Raw genomic sequence first — 24,750 nt, forward strand, 5'->3', positions numbered from 1 at the left:
CCGCGGGTTTGCGTTTTGGGTTATTGCGGGGCTGACTGCGCGGTCTTGGCCGGCCGGCGGCGGGATTTGCCGCGGCCGCGCTTGCGCGGCTGGGCCGCCTTGGCCTTGTAGTAGCTCTCCATGCTGTCCGTCGCCTGATAGGTCAGGCGCGTGGCGCTCCAGGTGCAGTCGTCCGCCTTGCGGAATTTCAGCCGCACGAGCAGCTTGCCGTCCGTCGGGCACTCGCCGAGCGCCATATAGCGCTGGTCGCCCTGGTTGACCCACTTGCTGTAGCGCACCTCGCCGCTGCACAGCGGGCAGCAGGGCGTGACGAACGCGGCGTCGCCGAAGAGCTCCGACTTCGTTGCATAGGACTCCGACGCGACGTGCTCGATCGGATCTGGGCCGTTATTCTCGCCGTGGTGCTCCTTCGGCAGCCGGGTTGTGAGCTTCTGCGCGGCGTCGTGGTAATCGGCCAGGCCCTTCTCCATATTCAGGTGCGTGCACACGAGCGCAGTGTTGTACGCGTCGCCGAGCGCGTCGTGCGCGATGCGCGTCTGTTCGATGGCAAAGTGCTCCATCGCCGTGGCGAGCGATTTCTGGTTGCGGTCGCCGTCGGTCTGGAGGTTGTAGATGAGCTGGAGGTTGATCCAGCCGGCGATCCAATCCCAGTCCAGATCGTGGATGATGATGTTCTGCTCGAGGATGCCCTGATCGTCGCAGCCCCAGGTGAGGAACGTCACATCGTCCCCGCACCAGGCACGAAACTGCGCCAGCGCCTCCGGAAAGCTCACGCCGGCGGCCAGGCGCTCACGGTCGAAGCCAGTGAGCTTTTTGACCTTGTAGTGCATACGCTTGAAGTACATGGGCTTGACATCGATCTGAAATTCTTCGCCGGGGGTCATGTCCTCGTTGAGCTTCACCGCGCCGATCTCGATGATCTCGCCGCGCAGGTGAATGGGCAGCTTGTTGAATACGGAGGATTTGGAACTCATCGCCTGATTCCATTCCAGATCCATCACGACATAATGCATGGCTCTTTCCGTCCTTTCCTGTAACATTAGAAGTATAGCACACAATGGCGCAACTTTCACGCCCTTTTTTCGGGAATTCTATATTTGAATGCAAGCGCATAGTGTGATATAATCAAACAATACCGTCCGTGGGCGGTACGATGAGAAAACGAAGGGGGTATTCCCAATGAAAATTGCAGTTCTTTGCGGCGGCCTGAGCCCCGAGCGCAACGTCTCGATCTCGAGCGGCACGAAAATTGCCGGCGCGCTCCAGGAGAGCGGCCACCAGGTCGTGCTGCTGGATATGTTTTTCGGTCTTGAGGACTATACCGGCGACATCGCCCATGTGTTTGACGATCCGCCGGCGCTCGGCGGCACGCGCATTGATGAGAGCGCGCCGGATCTGGAGGCCGTGCGCGCGCAGCGCAAGCTCCAGAGCCCGAGCCTGTTCGGCGAGCACGTGCTCGAGGTGTGCGCCATGGCGGATATCGTGTTTCTGGCCCTGCACGGCCGCACCGGCGAGGACGGCCGCGTGCAGGCGACGCTCGACCTGCTCGGCATCCCCTATACCGGCAGCGGCTACCTCGGCAGCGCCATCGCCATGGATAAGGACCTGACCAAGCGCGTCGTCGCACCGCTTGGCGTCAAGACCCCGGCGTGGATGCTCGTCGAGAGCGACGGCATGGACATCGACGCCATCTGCGCGCAGGCGAAGCTGCCCTGCGTCGTCAAGCCCGACGACTCCGGCTCGAGCATCGGCGTGTCCATCGCCAATGACGAGGCCGAGCTGCGCGCTGCGCTGAAAGCAGCCGCCAACGAAGGCAGCCGCATCCTCATCGAGCAGTACATCTGCGGCCGCGAGGTGCAGATCGGCATCCTCGGCGACAAGGCCCTGCCCAGCATCGAGATCATCCCGGCCGAGGGCTTTTATGACTACCGCAACAAGTACCAGCCCGGCGCCGCTCGCGAGATCACCCCGGCCGAGATCCCGGCCGAGACCGAGCAGCGCCTGGCCGATGCCGCGCTCACGGTGTTCCATGCGCTGAACCTGTCGGCCTATTCCCGCGCGGACTTCATCCTCGACGCGGAAGGGGAGCTCTGGTTCCTCGAGATCAACACCCTGCCTGGCATGACGCCTACCAGCCTCGTGCCGCAGGAGGCCGCCGCCGTCGGCATCAGCTACAGCGAGCTGTGCGAGCAGATCATCGCCGCCGCGCTGCACAAGTGAGCCGATGACGGGCTACTGCGTATCGGACATCGCCGCCATCACCGGCGGCGTGCTCTCGGGCGACGGGGCTGCGCTTGTGACCGGCGTCGCCATCGACAGCCGCGCCGTCACGCCCGGCGCGCTCTTTGCCGCCATCCCCGGCGAGCGGGTGGACGGGCACGACTACATTGGCAAGGCGTTCGACCTCGGCGCGGTCTGCTGCCTTGCGCAGCGCGTCCCGGCGGGGGAGACCCGTCCGGTCATCTGCGTGCCGGATACGGCCGCCGCGCTCGAGACGCTCGCGCGCGCCTACCGCGCCCGCTTTTCCATCCCGGTCCTCGGCGTGACCGGCAGCGTCGGCAAGACGACGGCCAAGGAAATGGTCGCCTCCGTGCTCTCGCAGCGCTGGAACACGCTGAAAACCGAAAAGAACTTCAACAATCAGCTCGGCGTGCCGCTCACGCTCTTCCGGCTCGGGCCGGAGCACGAGGCCGCGGTCGTCGAGATGGGCGTGTCGCACTTCGGCGACATGGCGCCGCTGGCCGCCATGGTGCAGCCGACGGCCATGCTCTTTACGATCATCGGCCACGCGCACCTGGAGTTTCTGCGCGACCGCCGCGGCGTCCTGCAGGAAAAGACCTCCGTGCTCGACACCATGCCGGACGATGCCGTCGCCTTCTGCAACGGGGACGACGACCTGCTGCGCGCCATGACCTGCCGCCAGCGCAAGGTGACGTTCGGCCTCTCGGCCGGGTGCGACGTGCGCGCGGTCGACGTGCGCGACCTCGGCGACGAGGGCAGCACCTGCACGATCATTGCGGGTACACGGCGCATCCCGGTGCGCATCTCGGCCTATGGGCAGCACATGGTCTATGCCGCGCTCGAGGGCGCGGCCGTCGGTATCGAATACGGTCTGACGGATGATGAGATCATCCGCGGCATCGCGGCCTATCAGCCGGTCGGCAGCCGCGCGCGCGTTGTGCGCACGGCGCGCTATACGGTCATTGACGACTGCTATAATGCCAATCCCGACTCCACGGCGGCGGCGCTGCGCTCCATGGCGACCTTGCCGGCCGGCCGCCGGGTGGCCGTCCTCGGCAACATGGGTGAGCTCGGCACGAACGCCGCGGCTCTGCACCGGGAGACCGGCGTCTGCGCGGCGAAAGCCGGCGTGTCGCTCGTCATCACCTGCGGGGAGCTGGCAAGGCAGATCGCTGCAGGTGCTGCCGCAGAGGATCCCGCCGTTGCGACCGCGTCGTTTGACACGCTCGATGCGCTGCTCCCGGCCTTGCCGGGCCTGCTGCAGCCGGGGGACTGCGTGCTCGTCAAAGCGTCGCACAGCATGCAGTTTGAGCGCATCGTTCAGGCGCTGACACAGGCGTAAAACTTCATGCATGCGCACTGCACCACGAAAAAGTGCAAATGCCGGTGCATGAAGTCCTTGTGCATCCTTTCCGGTTGCCCTGCAGGGGCGAGGAAATGGCACATTTCTCATTTTGCTGTGCTTTTGCATAGCAAATACAGTGAATTTCCAGCCGGGCGAGGCATTGCTTCGCCCGGTATTTTCGCGTTTCGTCAATTCGTCAAAAACGTAACGTTAAAAATCAAACAGCTTTGTTAAAAAAGTAGAAATGCAAAAAAGGGCTTTTCAAATGGCAAAAATGGCGCTACAATGCAGTTGATAAGAAAATAACAAAGCTCGACAGTGTTCGTTCCGATTCGCCGCAGCGGCTGTTGCCGCCTGTGTGGGAAGTGTGGAAAGCGGAACGCAAGAAGATAAAAAATAAAAACACGTTTGATTTCTTAAAGGAGGAATCTGTCATGGCAAAGACTAAGATCGCAGTTCTGTGGGGCCTGCTCATCGCAATGATGGTTGCCTGCGCGGGCATTTACGCCGCGCTCAAAGCGCGCGAGATGAACCCCTACATAGGCAGCACCGGCACGTATGTGGAGACGGTGCAGCCGAATGGTGAAGCGTCCGCCGTCGTTGCGGACAATGTGGTCACGGTCAATGACTGAGCCCTGACAGGCGCGCGGTTCGCCGCCTGAAAATAGAACGAATATACTAACACGCCGGGTGAAGCAAAACTTCACCCGGCGTGTTTTTTGCCCCAATATCGGGGAATTACTTTTCTTTCCCGCCGGAATATGGTACTTTGAATATTGGAAATGGGAGTAATAAGTTTACATAACGTGGTTTTGGGAGGGAACGACCATGTCGAAAACGAGCAGGATCATCCTCTGGTGCGTGCTGATCGCGGTGCTGGCGATGTGCATTGCGCTGTATATTGCGGCGAAGCGGCCGATAGAGGACACGGCCTACCGCAACGCGGGAAAGACATATGCCGAGTCCCAGCAGCCCGGCGACGAGACGCCGGGCATCACGGGCGGGGACTTCACGATCACGGCGCACACGTTTGAAAACATGTGCACGCAAAACCGCGCCTCCGGCATGACGGAGGATGCCTACTGGGCCTCCATGTTCGAGACACGCAAGCTTATGCTCACGCTCGAAAGCTACACACAGGCGCAGGAGGCGGCCTTCCTTGCGGCGGGGCACACGCGCGACGAGGCCGATGCGTGGCATGATTTTTGCTATGCGCTCACAAAAGCAGCCGTGGACGCGCAGAACATCACGCTCGCCGCGCCGTACACTTGGACGCTCACGCGCGACAATTACAATACCGCAGGCACGTGGCCGGAACTGACGCAGAGCGCCGGCGCGCCCGGATAAAGCAGTTCCCCGCATCTTCGGATGCGGGGAAACGTTTATGTAGGCTAAAAGAGATATTTGATGAGCAGCAGCAGCACCAGCCCCGGAAACCCGGTCACGCCGATGACGAGCGCGTTGATCCAGTTGAGGCCGAGCGTGATGCCGATGGCGCTGCCGAAAAAGTTGAGCAGAAACAGCGCCGCGAAGCCGATGGCCGTGTTGAGCAGCAGCTTCAGGATCCAGCGGATCGGCTTTCGGAACAGCCGAATGACCAGCCAGACGAGAAACACGGCCGCGATCACGACCAGAATGTCCGTAAGTGTTTGCGACATAAGAAACCATCCTATTGTGTCAGATTTTTCAGATCGTGCACGGCGCAGTTGTACTTTGCGCGCAGCGCGTTGATCTCATAGATGCACGCCTCCATCAGCAGGGGATCGGTGATGTTGTCAAACTCGTTGTAGGCCTGTTCGAGCTCGCGGCGCACGCCGAGCATCTCGGCGCGCACGCGCTGCACCTCTGCGCGGTGCGCCCGCTGCTGCTTTCTCTGACTGGACATGGAAAAGCCTCCGTTCGCTTTTCTGTATATTCTATGTCAGCGGCGGTGGTTTTAGTCAGAGCGCAGCGAAATTTTCCAGGTATAGCAGCGGGTGACGCGCGCATACTGTGCCTGGACAACATATCCGACGCGCGCTGCAGCGAAGCAAACCCGCGGAGGCCGCCCGGCACACAGGCCGCGGCGCAGCATCCGATCCCTGCAAGAGCTTTGCAGGCTGTTGCATCCAGCGCGGGAACGACCCGCTCCGGACCACCGGAACGCCGTTCGGCACGGATTGCGTCAAGTGCCGGAGCGGCAGGGGACAGCCCAAAAAGTTCCGGGGCGGCGGGGAGCACACTTTTCGTGTTCCCCGTCTATTTTTTGGAATTCCTTGCATTTCCGGCCTTGATACGCTATACTAGATTAGTTAAGGTATGAAACGAATGCTACCACATCTTGTGATATGAGAGGGATCCAACGACATGGCAAAGGCCCCAACAACGACTTACGGCAATGACAGCATCTCGATGCTCAAGGGCGCGGAGCGCGTGCGCAAACGCCCCAGCGTCATCTTCGGCTCTGACGGGCTGGAGGGCTGCGAGCACGCGGTGTTTGAAATTCTTTCGAACGCGATCGACGAGGCGCGCGAGGGATTCGGCAATATTATAACCGTTACGCGCTACGAAGACAAGTCCATTGAGGTGGAGGATTTCGGGCGCGGCTGTCCGGTGGACTGGAACGAGAAGGAGCAGCGCTACAACTGGGAGCTGATCTTCTGCGAAATGTACGCCGGCGGCAAGTATAAAAACAACGAGGGCGAAAACTACGAGTACTCGCTCGGCCTCAACGGCCTCGGCGCGTGCGCCACGCAGTACGCCTCGGAATACATGGATGTGACCATCTGGCGCGACGGGAAAAAATACACCCTGCATTTTCGCCACGGCGAGGTCGTCGGCGGGCTCGAGAGCGCCCCGGCCGACCGCAAAAAGACCGGCACGACCATCCGCTGGCGGCCGGATCTGGAGGTGTTCACGGACATCGACGTGCCCGAGAGCTATTTTCAGGACGTGCTGCACCGGCAGGCTGTGGTCAACCGCGGCGTGACGTTCCGCCTGCGCGTGCAGCGCGGCGGCGCGTTTGAGACGACGGACTACTGCTACGCCGACGGCATCCTCGACTACGTTAAAGAGCTGGCCGGGGAGGACGCGCTGACCGTCCCTACGTTCATCGAGACCGAGCGCCGCGGCCGCGACCGCGCGGATAAGCCGGAGTATAAGGTGAAGATCTCGGCGGCGTTCTGCTTTTCCAACCGCGTCAATGACATTGAATACTACCACAACTCGTCCTGGCTGGAGTACGGCGGCGCGCCGGAAAAGGCCACGAAGAGCGCCTTCACCTCCGCCATCGACGCCTACATCAAGCAGCAGGGCAAGTACCAGAAGAGCGAGAGCAAGATCAGCTTTCAGGACGTGCAGGACTGCCTGATCCTCGTCACGAACTGCTTTTCGACCATCACGTCCTACGAAAACCAGACGAAAAAGGCCATCACGAACAAGTTCATCCAGGAGGCCATGACGGAGTTTTTCCGCGCCCAGCTCGAGATCTATTTCATCGAGCACAAAGCCGAGGCCGACCGCGTCATGGAGCAGGTGCTCATCAACAAGCGCAGCCGCGAGACGGCGGAAAAAGCGCGTCTGAACATCAAGAAAAAGCTCACCGGCAACGTCGACCTCGCCAACCGCGTGCAGAAGTTCGTCGACTGCCGCTCGAAGGACGTCTCCCGCCGCGAGATCTACATCGTGGAGGGCGACTCCGCACTCGGCGCGTGCAAGCTCTCGCGCGACGCGGAGTTTCAGGGCATCATGCCCGTGCGCGGCAAGATCCTCAACTGCCTGAAGGCGGACTATGCGCGCATTTTTAAGAGCGATGTCATCACTGACCTCATGCGCGTGCTCGGCTGCGGCGTGGAGGTGCAGAGCAAGCAGGCCAAGGATCTCTCGGCGTTCAATCTCGAGAACCTGCGCTGGAATAAGGTCATCATCTGCACCGATGCCGACGTGGACGGCTTCCAGATCCGCACGCTCATCCTCACCATGCTCTACCGGCTCGCACCGACGCTCATCCGCGAGGGCTATGTGTACATCGCCGAGTCGCCCCTGTATGAGATCGCGAGCAAGGGCAAGACTTACTTTGCCTATTCCGACCGTGAGAAGGCGGCCATCGTCGACAGCCTCGGCGGCGCAAAGGCGGACATCAACCGCTCGAAAGGTCTCGGCGAGAACGACCCCGAGATGATGTGGCTCACGACCATGAACCCCGACACGCGCAAGCTCATCCGTGTCATGCCGGAGGACGTCGAGCGCACGGCGCAGGTGTTCGACCTGCTCCTGGGCGACAATCTCGCCGGACGCAAGGCGCACATCGCCGAGTGCGGCAGCCAGTTTCTCGATCTGGCCGATATTTCCTGAGAAAAACTTGCGTAAAGGAACGGTAACGTTATGCCGAGAAAAAAAGCACCGGAAATCAAGAAAACCGTTGACCCCAACGTCGTCGGGCTCAAGGCGGAGGTCATCTCCCAGCCCATCACCGAGACGCTGGAGCAAAACTATATGCCGTATGCGATGAGCGTCATCGTCTCGCGCGCGATCCCGGAGATCGACGGCTTCAAACCCAGCCACCGCAAGCTGCTGTACACGATGTACAAGATGAATCTGCTCACGGGCGGGCGCACAAAATCGGCCAACATCGTCGGCCAGACCATGCGCCTCAACCCGCACGGCGATGCTGCGATCTACGAGACCATGGTCCGTCTCTCGAAGGGTTACGACGCGCTGCTGACGCCATTTGTGGACTCGAAGGGCAACTTCGGCAAGGTGTTTTCGCGCGACATGTCCTACGCCGCCTCGCGTTACACGGAGGCGAAGCTCGCGCCCATCTGCGCCGAGCTCTTCGGCGACATTGACAGCGACACCGTCGATTTTGTCGATAACTACGACGGCTCCATGAAAGAGCCGGCCCTGCTGCCGACGCGCTTTCCCAATGTGCTCGTGTCGGCGAACCTCGGCATCGCCGTCGGCATGGCCAGCCAGATCTGCGGCTTCAACCTCGAGGAGGTCTGCCGCACGACGATCGCCTACCTCGAGAACCCGAACCACGACCTGCTCTCGACGCTCCCGGCACCGGACTTTCCGACCGGCGGCGAGATCTTGTACGACCGCGACGAGATGGCCCAGATCTACCGCACCGGCCGCGGCAGCGTGAAGGTGCGCGCCCGCTGGCGCCACCTGCCGAAGGAAAACATCATCGAGATCTATGAGATCCCGTATTCCACGACCGTCGAGGCTGTCATCGACAAGGTGGCCGAACTCGTCAAGGCGGGCAAGCTGCGTGAGGTGGCCGACATGCGCGACGAGACCGACCTCAGCGGCCTGAAGCTCGCCATCGACCTCAAGCGCGGCGCAGATCCCGAGCAGGTCATGCAAAAGCTCTTCCGGCTCACGCCGCTGTGCGACAGCTTCGCCTGCAACTTCAACATCCTCATCGCCGGCAACCCGCGCGTGATGGGCGTGGGCGAGATCCTCGACGAGTGGATCGCCTGGCGCATGGAGTGCATCCGCCGGCGCGTGTTCTTCGACCTGCAGAAAAAGCGCGCCAAGCTCCACCTGCTGCAGGGCCTCGGCAAGATCCTGCTCGATATCGACCGCGCCATCGCCATCATCCGCAATACCGAGCGCGAGGCCGACGTAGTGCCGAACCTCATGGCGGGTTTTGATCTCGACGAGGTGCAGGCAAACTTCGTGGCCGAGATCAAGCTGCGCAACATCAACCGCGAGTACATCCTCAAGCGCACGGCCGAGACCGACGCGCTGGAAAAAGACATTGCCGACCTTGAGGCGACGCTCGAGAGCAAGCGCCGCATCCGCGGCATCATCATCCGCGAGCTCAAGGAGATCATCCGCAAGTACCCGTCGCCGCGGCGCACGGGCATCGTCGCGGCGGAGTCCGTGGCGCAGATGCCGGCCGAGGATCTTGTGCCGGATTACCCGGTGCAGCTGTTCCTCTCGCGCGAGGGCTATTTCAAGAAGATCACGCCGCAGTCGCTGCGCATGAGCGGCGAGCAGAAGTATAAGGACGGCGACGCGCTCAGCCAGAGCTTCGGCGCGACGAACCGCGGGGAACTTCTCATCTTCACCGACCGTCAACAGGTGTATAAGGCCAAGCTCTGCGACTTTGCGGACACGAAGGCGTCCGTGCTCGGCGTGTACCTGCCGACGGTGCTGTCCATGGACGCCGACGAGCACGTCCTGTGCATGGTCGACCCCGGCGACTACCACGGCGAGCTGCTGCTCGTATTCGAAAACGGCAAGGTCGCGCGCATCCCCGTCTCGGCGTATGAGACCAAGACGAACCGCCGCCGCCTGACCGGCGCGTATTCGGACAAGAGCCCGCTCGTGGCCGTGCTGCCGCTGTACGAGGGCAGCGAGGTCGTGCTCTTTGCGTCCGACGGGCGCGCGCTGCTCTTCCCGCCGGAGGCCGTGTCGCTCAAGGCCTCGCGCACGACGCAGGGCGTCGCCGTCATGGCGCTGAAGAAAAAGGCCGTTGTCACGCAGGCACAGTTTGCGCCCGATACGCTCATCCGCAACCATGCGCGCTACCGCGCCAGGAGTCTGCCGGCCGCCGGCGCGCTGCTGCGCGAGGACGACCGCGGCGAGGAGCAGATGAGCCTGATCTGAGGAGAGAGAGATATGGATCTGCATCGCTTTTCCGCTTTTGATTATATGAAGCTGGTCGTCGGTTCGGCGCTCGTGGCCGCGGCGTTCCAGTTCTTTACATTCCCGAACAGCATCGTCTCCGGCGGCGTGACCGGCATCGCCCAGATCATCCGCCTGCTGACCGGCATCCCCGTCGGCGTGCTGTCGATCCTTATCAACATCCCCATTTTCTATCTCGGCTGGCGGCACCGCCTCGGCACGCGCCGGCTCGTTCTGGCGCTGTGCGTCATGGCGCTCATCTCCGTGCTCATCGACGCGCTCGCGCTGACCGGCCTTGTCGTGACGGACGAGCCGATGCTCGGCGCAGTTTACGGCGGCGTGCTCAACGGTGCGGGCTACGGCCTGATCTATACCACCGGCACGACCGGCGGCGGCACGGACATCGTGGCCAAGATGCTGCGCCGGCGCTATCCGTACATCAACTTCGGCACGCTGCTGTTCGGCATGAACGTCGTGGTCGTGCTGACGTTTGCCTTCCTGTTCAAAAAGTACGACAGCTGCATGTACACCATGATCGAGATGTTCATCAGCTCGAAGGTCGTCAACCTTGTGCTCTACGGCCCCGGCGTGTCGGAGGTGTGCTACATCATCACGAACAACGTCAACGCCATCAAGAGCGCCATCACCTGCACGATGGGCCGCGGCGTCACGCTGCTGCGCGGCGAGGGCGCGTGGTCCGGCAAGGAAATGCAGGTCATCCTCTGCGTGGTCAAGCGGCCGGAGATCGCCCAGCTGCGCGAGGTCGTGCGCTCGGTGGACGAGCACGCATTTGTCATCGTGTCCGAGGCCAAGGAAGTCTTTGGCCGCGGCTTTGGAAACATCTACGGCGACGATTGAAAGGAGCGGGGTATGCACAAACGCTGCATCGCCGGCATCCTGCTGGCGGCACTGCTGGTGTCGCTGTGCGGATGCACGTCCGTGTTTGACAAGGAATATCTGTCGGTGCGCCCGTATGAGGAGCCGTCGAACCTCCTGACGGATGCCGACACGACGCAGATCCGCAATTATGCGGGTCTCATGCGCGCGCTCAATACCATGGCGGCGCAGTACGAGCGCTCGTTCGTGCTGGCCTTCGGCGACTATGACGGCATCATTGCCGACGATCTGGCCGCCGCCTGTGAGGAGCTGCGCACCGGCACTGCCATCGGCGCGTACTGTATCGAGAGCGTCAGCTATGAGACCGAGCAGGTGATCGCCTACTGCGAGGCGAGCATCACCATCACCTACAACCGGCCGGAGAGCGAGGTGCGCTCCATTTACAGCGCCCAGACGCAAAAGAGCATCCTCGACTGCGTGGTCGATGCGCTCGACCGGCAAAAGACGCAGTTTGCCATCCAGATCAGCACCAGCACGCTCGAAACGGACGATGTGGCCGCGCTCGTGCGCTCGGCGTGCCTGAACCAGCCGCAGCTCGTTGTGGATTTCCCGAGCATCGACGTGACGGTCTACAGCGGCAGCAGCAACAGCCAGAAGATCTTCGGCATCACGCTGCAGTACAGTGTCAGCGAATCCGCGGTCAATGACCGCCGCACCCAGCTCGACGGCCGCGTGCGCACGCTTACGTCTGCGCTCACGACAGGCGAGCAGGAGACACCGCTGCAGGCGGCGCTCGTCGTCATGCGCGCCTGCGAGCAGCGGATCTCGCCCGTGAGCACGGCGTATGATGCGCTCGTGAACGGTTCTGCCGACAGTTACGGTCTGGCCATGGCCTACAAGGCGGTCTGCGACGCGCTGAACATCCCGTGCCAGGTCGTCAGCGGCCGCTTCCAGGGGACGGATCGCTGCTGGAACATCGTGCAGGTCGGCGGCAATTACTATCATCTGGATCTGTCCATGCAGTCGGAGACGCTGTGGCTGCGCAGCGATGAGAGCATGCGCAGCACCTATCAGTGGGACGCGGAGGGCTGCCCGGCCTGCGCGGCGCAGTCGTTCATCTGGCGCGAGGGACAGAAGCTGTAACGCCGGATTCGCAAAAAAGATCAAAAAAGGCTTGACAAGTCGGCTTTTTGTGGTAAAATAACGCTTGCATTCACGAAATGCGGGCATAGCTCATTTGGCAGAGCGCCACCTTGCCAAGGTGGAGGTAGCGAGTTCGAATCTCGTTGCCCGCTCCAGATCGAGAACCACACACAGCAAAAACACCGCACACAGTGCGGTGTTTTTGCTGTGCTTTGCTGCGCTCAGCAGCGCGTTTTTGGTCAGATCCAGAGAAAGAAAACACAATCTAAGGAGGAACCTTCATGAACGCAGATGTTGTCATTGTCGGTGCGGGCCCTGCCGGAATCTTCACGGCGCTGGAGCTGCTGCGCCGCGGCTCCCCGGAAAAGATCGTCATGATTGAGCAGGGGCAGGCCATTGAAAACCGCCGCTGCCCGAAGGCCAAGACTGGCCGGTGCATGAACTGCAAGCCGTATTGCCACATCACGACCGGTTTCTCCGGCGCGGGCGCGTTCTCGGACGGCAAGCTCTCGCTGTGCAGCGATGTCGGCGGTGACTTGCCCACGCTCGTCGGCGAGCGGCAGGCGCAGGAGATCATCAATTACGCCGACAGCATTTACCTCGAGTTCGGCGCCGATGCGCACGTTGAGGGCCTTGAGAACACGGAGGAGGTCAAGCGCATCCGCACGCGCGCCATCCGCGCGGGTCTGCGTCTGGTCGACTGCCCGATCCGCCACCTCGGCACGGAAAAGGCGCACGAGGTCTACCTCGGCATCGAAAACTACCTGCGCGACCACGGGGTGGAGATGCTCTTCGGCTGCACGTGCGAGGACGTCATCCTGCGCGACGGCCGCTGCTGCGGCGTCGTGGCGCACGATGGGCACCAGGACTACACCATCGAGGCCAGGCACACCGTCATCGCCACCGGCCGCCGCGGCGCCGACTGGCTGGAGAAGGTCTGCCTCGAGAACGGCGTGGAGCACAAGCCCGGCACGGTCGATATCGGCGTGCGCGTCGAGGTGCGCAACGAGATCATGGAGTCGGTCAACCGCGTGCTGTACGAGTCCAAGCTCATCGGCTACCCGGCCCCGTTCAAGAACAAGGTGCGCACGTTCTGCCAGAACCCCGGCGGCTTTGTGTCGCAGGAGAACTATGATAACGACCTCGCCGTCGTCAACGGCCATGCTTACAAGGAGCTCAAGTCGCCCAACACGAACGTGGCCATCCTCTGCTCGCACAACTTCTCCGTGCCGTTCAACCAGCCGATCGCCTACGCGCAGAAGGTCGGCGAGCTGACGAATATGCTCGGCGCGGGCCACATCATGGTGCAGCGCTTCGGCGATATCCTCGACGGCAAGCGCACCTGGCAGAAGGAGCTCATGCAGTCGAACGTCCGCCCCACGCTGCCGGACGCCGTCGCGGGCGACATCACGTCCGCCATGCCGTACCGCGCCATGCTCAATATCATCAACTTCATCAAGGCCATGGACGAGGTCGTGCCCGGCTTTGCCGCCTATGAGACGCTGCTGTACTCTCCGGAGCTGAAGTTCTACAGCAACCGCATCGCCATGGACGCCGACCTGAACACGAACGTGCCCGGCCTGCACTGCCTGGGCGATTCCTCCGGCTGGACGCGCGGCCTGATGATGGCCTCGGCCATGGGCGTGCTCATGGGCCGCAAGCTCGCCGGGATGCTCTGATCCGCAGCGGGAGGCTTTGTCAGTTTCTGCACAAAAATGCTTGACAAATTCCTGTGATCCGGTACTATAAGAGGGATGGAAAACGGATATATCCGCCCCGGCGGAGGGAAGGAATCGTTTATGGATGGACTGAAAAAAGCATATTACCGTACTTATCAGCAGGTGTTTGACATTGGCATGCGCTGCCTGCACTGGCGCAAGCCGATCGTGATCTCCGGCGCCGGCTGCATCCGGCAGGTGCCGGATGTGCTGGGTAAGTGCGGCGTGACGAAGGTCATGGTCGTCACCGGCTCGCACGTGGTCAAGTCGCTCGGGCCGAAGCTGTTTGCCGCGCTTGAGGACGCCGGCATGCCTTACGAGGTGTTCAGTGAGGTCGAGGCCAACCCCTCGGTGAACACGGTCGAGAAGATCCGCACGCAGTACACGGACACCGGCTGCAGCGGCTTCGTCGCCCTCGGCGGCGGCAGCCCGATGGACGCCACGAAGGGCGCGGCCGCCCGCGTCGCCTGCCCGAAAAAGAGCTGCGACGATATGGCCGGCGTCATGCGCGTCGGCAAGACCGTGCCGCCCATCGTCGCCATTCCGACGACGTCGGGCACCGGCAGCGAGACGACGATCGCCGCCGTCATCACCGACAGCGAAACGCACCACAAGTACGCGCTCATGGATCTCAAGCTCATGCCGCTGTATGCCATCCTTGACCCGGAGCTGACTGTCGGCCTGCCGCCGCGCACGACCGCGACCACCGGCATGGACGCGCTCACGCACGCGATTGAGGCGTACATCAGCTGGACGTATAACACCAAGGAGAGCCTGCGCCTCGCCGAAGAGGCCGTCAAGCTCATCTTCGATAATCTCGAGCTGGCATACCAGCACGGCGAGGATCTTAAGGTCCGCGAGAACATGATGATCGCCGCCTTCAAGGCCGGCTTTGCCTTCTCCCGCGCCGGCGTCGGCAACGTGCACGCCATCGCGCACACGCTCGGCGGCCTGTACAACACGCCGCACGGTCTGGCAAACGCGGTCATCCTGCCGATCGTCCTCGAGGACTACGGTGAGGCCGTGTATCCGAAGCTCGCGCGCCTGTGCGAGATCGCCGGCGTCAAGGCCGACGGCACGGATGCCGAGAAGGCGCAGGCCTTCATCGCGGAGATCTATGCCATGAACGAGCGCATGGGCATCCCGAAGGGCTTTGACTTCATTCAGGAAGAGGACATCCCGCAGATCATCACCTGGGCGCTGGCCGAGGCCAACCCGAACTATCCGGTGCCGGTCGTGTACAATGCCGCGCGCTGCCGCAAGGTCATCGATACCATCCGCGCCAAGGCTGCGGAGAACCCGCCCGCCGAGGCATAAGAACAAAAAAAGCCCGCTTCGCATGGCCGTGCGAAGCGGGCTTTCTTGTCCGGCAGGCTCATGCGGTCTGCCGCTCTTTTTTCCTGCCGATGCCGCCGTGGAGTACAAAGCGGCAGAAGCGATTGTCCGGGTGCGCCGACACGATGCGGTAGATCAGCAGCGTGATCGCATAAGCGATCGCGGCGGCGATCAGCCCCACGATCATCCCGCCGAGCACGTCGGACGGGTAGTGCGCCATGAGATAGTTGCGCGCCACGCCCATCGCTGCCACGAACAGATAGGCCCACCAGCGCGCGGGCTTTTTGCCTGTGAGCACGAGCGCGGTCACGCCGGCCATCGCGGCCGTCACATGGCCGGAGGGGAAGGAGTACTCGCTCTCGGCATACGCGCCGGCGGCCTGCCACCAGGTGCGGAAGGGCTCTACCGTCAGCGGACGCGGCCGGGCGACAAAGTCCTTGAGCCAGAAGTTCGTGATGAGCGCGCCGCAGCACACGGCACCGAACATGCAGATGCCCGCCTTGCGCGTTTTTGGAAACAGCATCAGCACGATGCCGAGCACGAGAAAGAGGATGCCCTTCTCGCCCAGCAGCGTGATGGCCCGGCACAGCGGCGTGAAGAAGCCGCCGACCGCTTCGGCCAGATTGTGCAGCGCCTGCAAAATGGCGTAGTCATAGCCCGCAAACGCGGTGTTGAGCCACTGCGCGATCGCAGTCAGTTCCATAAGAAATCACCGTCCAGGTACAAAGAATATCTATAGAAAAGACGAAAAAGTTCGCCAGAGTGTAAAAAGGATTTAAAATCTCTGTAAAGCGACTTTGCAATCTTACACCGTGCGCATGGATTTTGCAACCGTTACCGGCGGCATCGACCCTTAAAATTTTGGATGAATGTTTTTCAATGAAAACGAAAATAGAATGTTTTCTGCGTTTTGGGCGCGATATCCGGCCGGAGGGCTTGACTTTGCCGGGAAAAATCAATATGCTGGTAAGGAAAAATTCTATCTGGAATAGGAGCGATGTTTGCATGATTCTCGATTGCAGCAAATATGTCGGCCCGTGTCGCTGCGGCCGCGAGCACACACTGGAGACGAAGAAGGTCGTCGTGGAGTATAATGCGCTCGACAAGTTCGACCAGTACATGGACGAGGTCGGCCTGAGCGGCAAGCGCGCCGTCATTTACGATACGAACACCTACAACCTCCCGACGCTCAGGCACGTGCGCGCCGACCAGGAGATCGTCCTCAACGCCGAGGGCCTGCACTCCGAAAAGGGCATGATCGAGGACATGATGCGCCAGCTTGACCATCCGGACGTCATCGTCGCGGTCGGCTCGGGCACGATCATGGACTTCGGCCGCTACCCGGCCTACCACCTCGGCATCCCGTTCGTCGCCGTACCGACGCTGGCGAGCTCCGACGGCTTCACGGCCAACATCTGCTCGATCATCATTGACGGACAGAAAAAGTCCATCCCCATGCAGGCGGCGGCGCTCGTCGTCTGCGACCTGAACGTCGTCTCCGGCGCGCCCCTGTGGCTGACCGTGAGCGGCATTTCGGACATTCTGGCCAAGTACATTTCCCTCGCGGACTGGAAGATCGCGCACCTCGTCTCGGGCGAGTATTACTGCCCGATGGTCGCCGACCTCGCGCAGGAGGCGCTGACCATCATGCGCAAGGCGGCCGACGATATGGCGGCCGGCGGCAAGCCGGACTTTGAGGCCATGACCATGGCGCAGATGATCTCCGGCCTGACCATGCAGCTGCTCAACCACTCCCGCGCCGCCTCCGGCGCCGAGCACCTGATGGCGCATCTGGTGGAGATGAAGCCGCCGCGGTTTGAAAATGCGCACGGCATGCACGGCCAGTGCGTCGGCGTGGGCACGTACCTGTGCGCGAAGGAGTACCACTACCTCGCCTCGCTCCCGACGCCGAAGGCCAAGCCCTTTGAGCCGCTGAGCCGCGCGTGGGTGGACGAGAAGTTCGGCCCGCTCGCCGACGGCATCATGAAGGAGAACGAAAATGACGTGCTCGGTACGTTCGATGCGCAGAACATCGTCGACCACTGGGACGAGATCCGCGCCATCATCGCCGAGATCCCCTCGGCCGAGGAGCTGGCCGCGCTGTGCGAGAAGCTCGGCGCGTTCTACAAGCCCGAGCAGATCGGTATCGATCCGGCCCTGTCGGAGGACATGCTCAGCGTTTCGGCGGCCATCCGCAACCGCCTGACGCTCATCCGCATGCGCCGCGTGCTCGATTTCGGCGAATAATTGCAGACATGTTGTGCGCCCGGAAGCCACTGCTTCCGGGCGTTTTCCGCTTGTGAAACAAGGCGGATGGTGGTATAATATTCTGATTTGATTTTTCACGAAGGGAGGCCGTTTCGTGCCGGATTTTGAAGTTGTTTCGCCCTACGAGCCGTCGGGCGACCAGCCCGAGGCGATCGACACGCTCGTGCAGGGGCTGGAAAACGGCATCGACGAGCAGGTGCTGCTCGGCGTGACCGGCTCCGGCAAGACGTACACGATGGCCAAGGTCATCGAGCGCGTCCAGCGGCCGACGCTCGTGCTCGCGCACAACAAGATCCTCGCGGCGCAGCTGTGCAGCGAGTTCAAGGAGTTTTTCCCGAACAACGCCGTGGAGTATTTTGTCTCCTACTACGACTACTACCAGCCGGAGGCGTACATCCCGCACACGGACACGTTCATTGAAAAGGACGCCTCCATCAACGATGAGATCGAGCGCCTGCGCCACTCGGCCACGTCGAGCCTGTTTGAGCGGCGGGACGTGATCGTCGTCTCGTCCGTGTCCTGCATCTACGGCCTCGGCGACCCGATCGACTACGCCAACATGGTCATCTCCCTGCGCACCGGCCAGCAGCGCGACCCGGAGGAGCTCATGCGCAAGCTCATCGACATCCGCTACGAGCGCAACGACATTGCCTTCGCGCGCAATATGTTCCGCGTCCGCGGCGATACGATCGACATTTTCCCGGCCTATTCCTCGGACCATGCCGTGCGCGTGGAGTTCTTCGGCGACGAGATCGACCGCATTTCGGACATCAACGTCGTCACCGGCGCGCCCATCCGCACGCTCAGCCACGTGGCGATCTATCCCGCGTCGCACTACGTCACGACGCACGAGAAGATGGAGCGCGCCATCAGCGAGATCCGCGCCGAGTGCGACGCGCGCGTGAAAACGTTCGAGCAGCAGGGCAAGCTCCTCGAGGCGCAGCGCATTCGCCAGCGCACGGACTATGACATTGAGATGATGCAGGAGCTTGGCTACTGCTCCGGCATCGAGAACTATTCGCGCATCATCAGCGGCCGTGCCCCCGGCAGCGCGCCGATGACGCTGCTGGACTATTTCCCGAAGGACTTTCTGCTCTTCGTCGACGAGAGCCACGTCACGCTGCCGCAGGTGCGCGCCATGTACCGCGGCGACCGTGCGCGCAAGGACTCGCTCGTCGAGTACGGCTTCCGCCTGCCGAGCGCGTATGACAACCGCCCGCTGAAGTTTGAGGAGTTCGAGCAGCGGGTGCATCAGGCCATCTACGTCTCGGCCACGCCGGGCGACTATGAGCGTGAGCACGCGGGCCAGATCGCCGAGCAGATCATCCGGCCGACCGGCCTGCTCGACCCGCAGATCTTCGTGCGGCCCATTGAGGGACAGATCGACGACCTCATCGGCGAGATCAACGCGCGCATCGCCAAAAACGAGCGCACGCTCGTGACGACGCTCACGAAGAAAATGGCCGAGGATCTCTCGGCCTACCTCACGAATGCGGGCATCCGCTGCCGTTATCTGCACCACGACATCGGCGCGATCGAGCGCATGGAGATCATCCGCGACCTGCGCACCGGTGCGTTTGACGTGCTCGTCGGCATCAACCTCCTGCGCGAGGGGCTTGATCTGCCGGAGGTGTCGCTCGTGGCGATCCTTGATGCGGACAAGGAGGGCTTCCTGCGCAGCGAGACGAGTCTCATCCAGACGATCGGCCGCGCGGCGCGCAACGCCGAGGGCACGGTCATCATGTACGCCGATCAGGAGACGGCCGCCATGCACGCGGCCATCCTGGAGACGAACCGCCGCCGCGCCAAGCAGGCGGCGTACAATCAGGCGCACGGTATCGTGCCGAAAACGATCGTCAAGAGCGTGCGCGAACTGCTTGAAATTTCGAGCGACGTCGAGGTGCCCAAACGCGCCGACGGCGTGAAGATGACGGAGGCCGAGCGCCGGGCCGAGATCGCGCGGCTCGAGGCGCAGATGAAAAAGGCGGCCGAAATGCTCGAATACGAGTACGCCGCCGTGCTGCGCGACCGGCTCATTGAGCTGCGCGGCCAGTGACGTGCAAGGAGGACACCCAAATGAAACTCATGATTCTCGACGGCAACAGCATCGTCAACCGCGCCTTTTACGGCATCCGCATGCTCAACGCGCCCGACGGCACGCCGACGAACGCGGTCTACGGCTTTCTGACCATTTTCCAGCGCATTCTCGAGCTCGAGCAGCCGCAGGCGGTGTGCGTGGCGTTCGACGTGCACGCGCCGACGTTCCGTCACGAGCAGTACGCGCCCTATAAGGCCCAGCGCAAGCCCATGCCGGAGGAGCTCGTCGTGCAGATGCCGCTGCTCAAGCAGACGCTCGACCACATGGGCATCCGGCGGCTGGAGCTGGCCGGGTGGGAGGCGGACGACCTGCTCGGCACGGTCGCCAAACGCTGCGAGGCCGCCGGCTGGGCGTGCGAGATCGTCACCGGCGACAAGGACAGCCTCCAGCTCATCACGGATACCACCCATGTCTGCCATGTCAAGACCCGCATGGGCCAGACGGAGACGATCGAATACACGCCCGAAGTCTTCCGCGCCGAGTACGGCTTCGACCCCATCCACATGATCGACCTCAAGACGCTCATGGGCGACAGCTCGGACAACATTCCCGGCGTGCCCGGCATCGGCGAAAAGACGGCGAAGGATCTGCTCGTGCGCTTCGGCACGGTGGCGGATATTTACCGCGATCTCGACACGCTGGACATCAAGCCCGGCGTGCGCAAAAAGCTCACGGAAGGGCGCGAGAGCGCGCAGCTGTCGTTCGACCTCGCCACCATCCGCACGGACGCGCCCATTGATTTCGCGCCCGAATCCGCCGTCTGGGATCGGGACTACCGCCCCGAGCTCTATGACTGGTTCCGGCGGCTGGGCTTTTTGAAGCTCTCGGAAAAGTGGGGGCTGCAGCCGGCTGACGGCGCGGCCGCGCCGGAAAATGCGCTGCCGCCCCTGCCGACCGTCGACGTGACGGACAGCGCCGCGCTGCACACGCTCGAGCAGGCGGTCACGGCGGCACCGTATGTCGCGGTGCTCGCGCCAGAAGGGCTCGACGCGCTCACGCTCTGCGACGGCAAGGCGTGCTATGCGCTCGCGTGGGCGCAGCTCGGCGATGATTACAATGCATTTCTGCGTCTGCTGTTTTCTGACCGCGTGCATAAAGCGGGCCACAACATCAAAGACCTCATGCGCGCGCTGCTCGCCGAGGGCCTGCCGACGGACGGGTTCGTGTTTGACACGGCGCTGGCGGCCTATCTACTCGACGCCACGGCCGGGAACTATGATCTCCCGCGTCTCGCGCAGGCGTATCTCGGCGGGGAAGCGCCGGATGCGCAGACCGTCTGGGCGCTGCAGCCGGTGCTGCTGGAAAAGATGGACGCGCTCGGCATGCTGCCGCTCTATACGGACATCGAGCTGCCGCTGTGCCCGGTGCTGGCGCGCATGGAGCACACGGGCTTTCTCGTGGACCGCAAGGCGCTGTATGATTTCGGCGAGAGCCTCACGAGCGCCATCGAGCAACTGCAGCAGAGCATTTGGGCCTGCGCGGGCGAGCCGTTCAATATCCAGTCGCCGAAGCAGCTCGGCCACGTGCTGTTTGACCAGCTCATGCTCCCGGCCGGGAAAAAGACCAAGACCGGCTGGAGCACGAATGCCGCCGTGCTCGAAAAGCTGCGCGGCAAGCACCCGATCATTGACCAGATCCTCGACTACCGCATGCTCACGAAGCTCAAGTCCACCTATGCCGACGGGCTGCTCAAGGAGATCTCGGCCGACGGGCGCATCCACACGAACTTCCAGATGACCGTCACGGCGACAGGACGCCTGTCGTCCACCGAGCCGAACCTGCAGAACATCCCCGTGCGCCGCGAGCTCGGCGCGCAGATCCGCAACATGTTCGTGGCCTCGCCCGGCAAGGTGCTCGTCGACGCGGACTACAGTCAGATCGAGCTGCGCCTGCTGGCGCATATTGCCGATGATGAGACCATGATCGCGGCCTTCCGCAGCGGGGAGGACATCCACGCCGTCACGGCGTCGCAGGTGTTCGGCGTGCCGCTCGACGAGGTTACGCCGCTGCAGCGCTCACACGCCAAGGCCGTCAATTTTGGCATTGTCTACGGCATTTCGGCCTTCAGCCTCGCGCAGGATATCGGCGTGTTCCAGAGCGAGGCCAAGGCGTATATGGACAGCTATTTTGCCAAGTACCACGGCGTGCGCGACTATATGAAGCGCATTGTCGAGCAGGCGAAGGCCGACGGTTACGTCACGACGCTTTTCGGCCGCCGGCGCGACCTGCCGGAGCTGAGATCGTCGAATTTCAACCTCCGCAGCTTTGGCGAGCGCGTGGCGCTCAATATGCCCATTCAGGGCACGGCGGCGGATATCATCAAGGCTGCCATGGTGCGTGTGGACGCGCGTATGCGCGCCGAAGGACTGGAGGCAAAGCTCCTGCTGCAGGTGCACGACGAGCTCATCGTCGAGTGTCCGGCGGCGGAGGCCGAAACGGTCCGCGCCATCCTCATCGAGGAGATGGAGCACGTGGTCGATTACCGCGTGCCGCTGCTCGTGGACGCAAAGATCGGCGCGAGCTGGGCGGAGGCGCACTGATGGACTACACGATCTGCGACGCCGCGGCGGCGCACCTGCCGCAGCTCGCCGCGCTCGAGCGCGCGTGCTTTTCCGCGCCTTGGACGCGCGCGCAGCTGGCCGGCCAGCTGCCGGACGACCGGCACGTGTTTCTCATCGCGGCTGCGGGGGAGACGGTGCTCGGCTACGCAAACTTTCTGCACGTGCTCGATGAGGGCGACATCGGCAATGTCGCCGTTGCGCCGGAGCACCGGCGGCAGGGCATCGCGGACGCGCTGCTCGACGCGCTGTGCGCGCGGGCGGCGGCGCTCGATCTCGCATTCCTGACGCTGGAGGTGCGCGCATCCAATGCGCCCGCCATCGCGCTGTACCGCAAGCACGGGTTTCAGACCGTCGGTCAGCGCCGAAATTACTATCAGAAGCCGGACGAGGACGCGCTCCTCATGACCTGGTTCCGGAGAGAGGCAGAGACGATATGATTATTCTTGCGATTGAATCCTCCTGTGACGAGACGGCCGTCGCCGTTGTGCGCGACGGGCGCGAGGTGCTGACCGATCAGGTCTTTTCCCAGGCTGACCTGCACGCCATTTACGGCGGCGTCGTGCCCGAGATCGCCTCGCGCTCGCACGTGGAGGTCATCTCCCAGCTGGCCGACCGCGCGCTGGCAGTGACCGGTCTGACCCGCGGTGACATCGACGCCGTGGCCGTCACCTGCGCGCCGGGGCTCATCGGCGCGCTGCTCGTCGGCGTGAACTTTGCCAAGTCCGCCGCGCTCGCGCTCGGCGTGCCGCTCATCCCGGTGCACCATGTGCGCGGCCACATCGCGGCCAACTACATCGCCTACCCGGAGCTGAAGCCGCCGTTCGTGTGCCTGGCTATTTCGGGCGGCAACACGCTCATCTGCGACGTGCGCGACTATACCGACCTGCGCATCCTCGGCGCCACGCGCGACGATGCGGCCGGCGAGTGTTTTGACAAGACCGCGCGTGTGCTCGGCCTGCCATACCCCGGCGGCAAGCCCATCGACGACCTGTCCAAGACCGGCGACGACCGGAAGTACAAGCTCCCCATCGGCCACGTGGACGGCTGCCCGTATGACATGAGCTTCAGCGGTCTGAAAACGGCCGTCATCAACCTTGCCCACACGGCGGAGCAGAAGGGCGAGCCGCTCGATAAGCCCTCGCTCGCCGCGTCGTTCTGCCGCGCCATGAGCGAGAGCCTCGTGCCGCGCACGATGGCGGCGGTCCGCGAGCTCGGCTATGACAAGCTCGCCGTGGCGGGCGGCGTCGCGGCCAATTCCCGCATCCGCGGAGATTTTCAGGCCGCGTGTGACGCGGCCGGCATCCGCCTGTTCGTCCCGCCGCTGAAGCTCTGCGGCGACAATGCCGCCATGATCGGCTGCCAGGCGTATTATGAGTATCTGCGCGGCGCGCGCGCCGGCAGCGAACTCAACGCCTGGGCCAATATGGAGATCTCCGAGGTGCCGTTTTATGGGCGTGCATGACGGCCACCGCGCCCGTATGAAGGCGCGCTTCGTGCGCAATGGGCTCGATAATTTCGATGACCACAGCGTGCTCGAGCTGCTGCTGTTTTACGCCGTGCCGCGGCGCGATGTCAACGAGCTCGCGCACGCGCTGCTGGATCATTTCGGCACGCTCGACGCGGTCTTTGAGGCAAGCTGCGAGGACATGATGCGCGTGCCCGGCGTGGGGGAGAACGTGGCCACGCTCCTCACGCTCATCCCGCAGGTCGGTCGCCGGTACCAGATGGCCAAGCGCCGCCAGCAGACGATCCTGCGCTCGAGCGAGGACGCCGGGAACTATCTCGTGCCGCTGTACCTGTATGAGCGTACGGAGGTCGTCTACCTCCTGTGTCTGGACGCCAAGTGCGGCCTCATCAGCTGTAAGGAGGTCGGCCGCGGCGTGGTCAATGCCGCAGAAGTGTCCGTGCGCGCCATCGTCGAGACGGCCCTGTCGCAGAAGGCGGTGTCCGTCATCCTCAGCCACAACCATGTGGACGCTTATGCGCTGCCGTCGCGCGAGGATGAGCTCACGACGCGCCGCATCCGGGACGCACTTTTGCTCGTAGGAATCACGCTCGCGGATCATATCATCGTCTGCGGCGAGGATTATGTGTCGTTTGCCGACAGCGGCCTGCTCTGAATCATCACCAGCGGCACAAATCTTGCATTTTGCCTGTCAAGCTTTTTTTCAAATCTCTCGCGGCTGCGAGAGATTTGTGTTATGGTAACAAAATCGGTTTTTGCGAAATCCACAAAGTCCGTTTCCACCGTTTCCTTATTTATGCAGAATCGGAGCAAACACTTGAAATAGAAAAGAAAATCCGGTGTTGAAAAGTCGGTTGAAAATGTTGATAACTCACAGCAAACAGGAAGTCGGCAAAAAGTTATGTAAACATATTGTCACGGAAATGTAAGAACTTTGATCTTCTCCGCGGGCGGGAAAGCCTGAAACAGCGCGTGTTTTTCGGGGGGGTGTAACAGTGCAAATTCTGCACAACTGACAGGAAGCGAAAAAAATCGACAACTTGTGCAGAAATGCGACATTTTTTCATGCATGAAAACAAATAGTAATCGTCGAACTTTTTTGTTGACATCCATTGAGACATGTG

20 protein-coding genes and 1 tRNA gene are annotated in these 24,750 nt (G+C 62.4%); 17 read left to right on the top strand and 4 right to left on the bottom strand.

Annotated elements, in window-relative coordinates; translation table 11 throughout:
* Positions 1-20: 20 nt before the first annotated feature.
* On the bottom strand, positions 21-1,013 hold the full coding sequence (locus OGM61_05330) for an exonuclease domain-containing protein (protein ID UYI85501.1): 993 nt from the start codon (positions 1,011-1,013) through the stop codon (positions 21-23).
* 166 nt (positions 1,014-1,179) lie between these two features.
* On the opposite strand from OGM61_05330, the gene OGM61_05335 reads away from it, so the two are divergent.
* The 4 genes from OGM61_05335 (at position 1,180) to OGM61_05350 (ending at position 4,933) form a co-directional block, all read left to right on the top strand.
* The gene (locus OGM61_05335) at positions 1,180-2,220 is read left to right on the top strand and encodes a D-alanine--D-alanine ligase (GenBank protein ID UYI85502.1); all 1,041 of its coding nucleotides are present in this window, start codon (positions 1,180-1,182) and stop codon (positions 2,218-2,220) included.
* 4 nt (positions 2,221-2,224) lie between these two features.
* Positions 2,225-3,583, top strand: a complete 1,359-nt coding sequence (locus tag OGM61_05340; protein UYI85503.1) for a UDP-N-acetylmuramoyl-tripeptide--D-alanyl-D-alanine ligase — start codon at positions 2,225-2,227, stop codon at positions 3,581-3,583.
* 437 nt (positions 3,584-4,020) lie between these two features.
* Positions 4,021-4,218, top strand: coding sequence for a hypothetical protein (locus OGM61_05345; GenBank protein UYI85504.1), 198 nt, complete (start codon positions 4,021-4,023; stop codon positions 4,216-4,218).
* Between the two features lie 196 nt (positions 4,219-4,414).
* The gene (locus tag OGM61_05350; protein UYI85505.1) at positions 4,415-4,933 is read left to right on the top strand and encodes a hypothetical protein; all 519 of its coding nucleotides are present in this window, start codon (positions 4,415-4,417) and stop codon (positions 4,931-4,933) included.
* Between the two features lie 44 nt (positions 4,934-4,977).
* On the opposite strand, the gene OGM61_05355 is transcribed toward OGM61_05350, so the two are convergent.
* Entirely contained in the window at positions 4,978-5,244 is a 267-nt protein-coding gene (locus tag OGM61_05355; GenBank protein UYI85506.1) for a pro-sigmaK processing inhibitor BofA family protein, read from the bottom strand.
* Between the two features lie 11 nt (positions 5,245-5,255).
* Positions 5,256-5,471, bottom strand: coding sequence for a DUF2508 family protein (locus OGM61_05360; GenBank protein ID UYI85507.1), 216 nt, complete (start codon positions 5,469-5,471; stop codon positions 5,256-5,258).
* A gap of 461 nt (positions 5,472-5,932) precedes the next feature.
* On the opposite strand from OGM61_05360, the gene OGM61_05365 reads away from it, so the two are divergent.
* The 7 genes from OGM61_05365 to OGM61_05395 all read left to right on the top strand — a co-directional run bounded on the left by OGM61_05365 (position 5,933) and on the right by OGM61_05395 (position 15,216).
* Entirely contained in the window at positions 5,933-7,918 is a 1,986-nt protein-coding gene (locus OGM61_05365) for a toprim domain-containing protein (protein ID UYI85508.1), read from the top strand.
* 30 nt (positions 7,919-7,948) lie between these two features.
* Entirely contained in the window at positions 7,949-10,183 is a 2,235-nt protein-coding gene (locus OGM61_05370) for a topoisomerase IV (GenBank protein UYI85509.1), read from the top strand.
* A gap of 12 nt (positions 10,184-10,195) precedes the next feature.
* Positions 10,196-11,059, top strand: coding sequence for a YitT family protein (locus tag OGM61_05375; GenBank protein ID UYI85510.1), 864 nt, complete (start codon positions 10,196-10,198; stop codon positions 11,057-11,059).
* Between the two features lie 12 nt (positions 11,060-11,071).
* On the top strand, positions 11,072-12,181 hold the full coding sequence (locus tag OGM61_05380) for a hypothetical protein (protein UYI85511.1): 1,110 nt from the start codon (positions 11,072-11,074) through the stop codon (positions 12,179-12,181).
* Between the two features lie 79 nt (positions 12,182-12,260).
* Positions 12,261-12,336, top strand: a tRNA-Gly gene (locus OGM61_05385).
* Positions 12,337-12,462: 126 nt separating this feature from the next.
* Positions 12,463-13,860, top strand: coding sequence for an FAD-dependent oxidoreductase (locus OGM61_05390; GenBank protein ID UYI85512.1), 1,398 nt, complete (start codon positions 12,463-12,465; stop codon positions 13,858-13,860).
* A 120-nt stretch (positions 13,861-13,980) separates the two neighbouring features.
* Positions 13,981-15,216 (top strand): iron-containing alcohol dehydrogenase, encoded by a 1,236-nt coding sequence (locus OGM61_05395; protein UYI85513.1) that lies wholly within the window; start codon positions 13,981-13,983, stop codon positions 15,214-15,216.
* 58 nt (positions 15,217-15,274) lie between these two features.
* Here the strand turns inward: OGM61_05395 and OGM61_05400 are convergent, their stop codons facing one another.
* The gene (locus OGM61_05400; GenBank protein ID UYI85514.1) at positions 15,275-15,937 is read right to left on the bottom strand and encodes a phosphatase PAP2 family protein; all 663 of its coding nucleotides are present in this window, start codon (positions 15,935-15,937) and stop codon (positions 15,275-15,277) included.
* 302 nt (positions 15,938-16,239) lie between these two features.
* Here OGM61_05400 and OGM61_05405 point away from each other — a divergent pair, with 302 nt between their 5' ends.
* The 6 genes from OGM61_05405 to radC all read left to right on the top strand — a co-directional run bounded on the left by OGM61_05405 (position 16,240) and on the right by radC (position 24,281).
* The gene (locus OGM61_05405) at positions 16,240-17,481 is read left to right on the top strand and encodes a sn-glycerol-1-phosphate dehydrogenase (GenBank protein UYI85515.1); all 1,242 of its coding nucleotides are present in this window, start codon (positions 16,240-16,242) and stop codon (positions 17,479-17,481) included.
* 115 nt (positions 17,482-17,596) lie between these two features.
* On the top strand, positions 17,597-19,558 hold the full coding sequence (gene uvrB, locus OGM61_05410) for an excinuclease ABC subunit UvrB (protein UYI85516.1): 1,962 nt from the start codon (positions 17,597-17,599) through the stop codon (positions 19,556-19,558).
* A 20-nt stretch (positions 19,559-19,578) separates the two neighbouring features.
* Positions 19,579-22,140: a DNA polymerase I gene (gene polA / locus OGM61_05415; protein ID UYI85517.1), complete on the top strand. Its 2,562-nt coding sequence runs from the start codon at positions 19,579-19,581 to the stop codon at positions 22,138-22,140.
* The gene (gene rimI / locus OGM61_05420) at positions 22,140-22,598 is read left to right on the top strand and encodes a ribosomal protein S18-alanine N-acetyltransferase (protein UYI85518.1); all 459 of its coding nucleotides are present in this window, start codon (positions 22,140-22,142) and stop codon (positions 22,596-22,598) included. The genes polA and rimI overlap by 1 nt, the downstream gene beginning before the upstream one ends.
* Positions 22,595-23,623, top strand: a complete 1,029-nt coding sequence (tsaD, locus tag OGM61_05425) for a tRNA (adenosine(37)-N6)-threonylcarbamoyltransferase complex transferase subunit TsaD (protein ID UYI85519.1) — start codon at positions 22,595-22,597, stop codon at positions 23,621-23,623. The genes rimI and tsaD overlap by 4 nt, the downstream gene beginning before the upstream one ends.
* Positions 23,610-24,281, top strand: a complete 672-nt coding sequence (gene radC / locus OGM61_05430) for a DNA repair protein RadC (GenBank protein ID UYI85520.1) — start codon at positions 23,610-23,612, stop codon at positions 24,279-24,281. The genes tsaD and radC overlap by 14 nt, the downstream gene beginning before the upstream one ends.
* Positions 24,282-24,750 lie beyond the last annotated feature (469 nt).

It is taken from the genome of Clostridiales bacterium (assembly GCA_025757645.1).
Taxonomy (GTDB): domain Bacteria; phylum Bacillota; class Clostridia; order Oscillospirales; family Oscillospiraceae; genus CAG-103.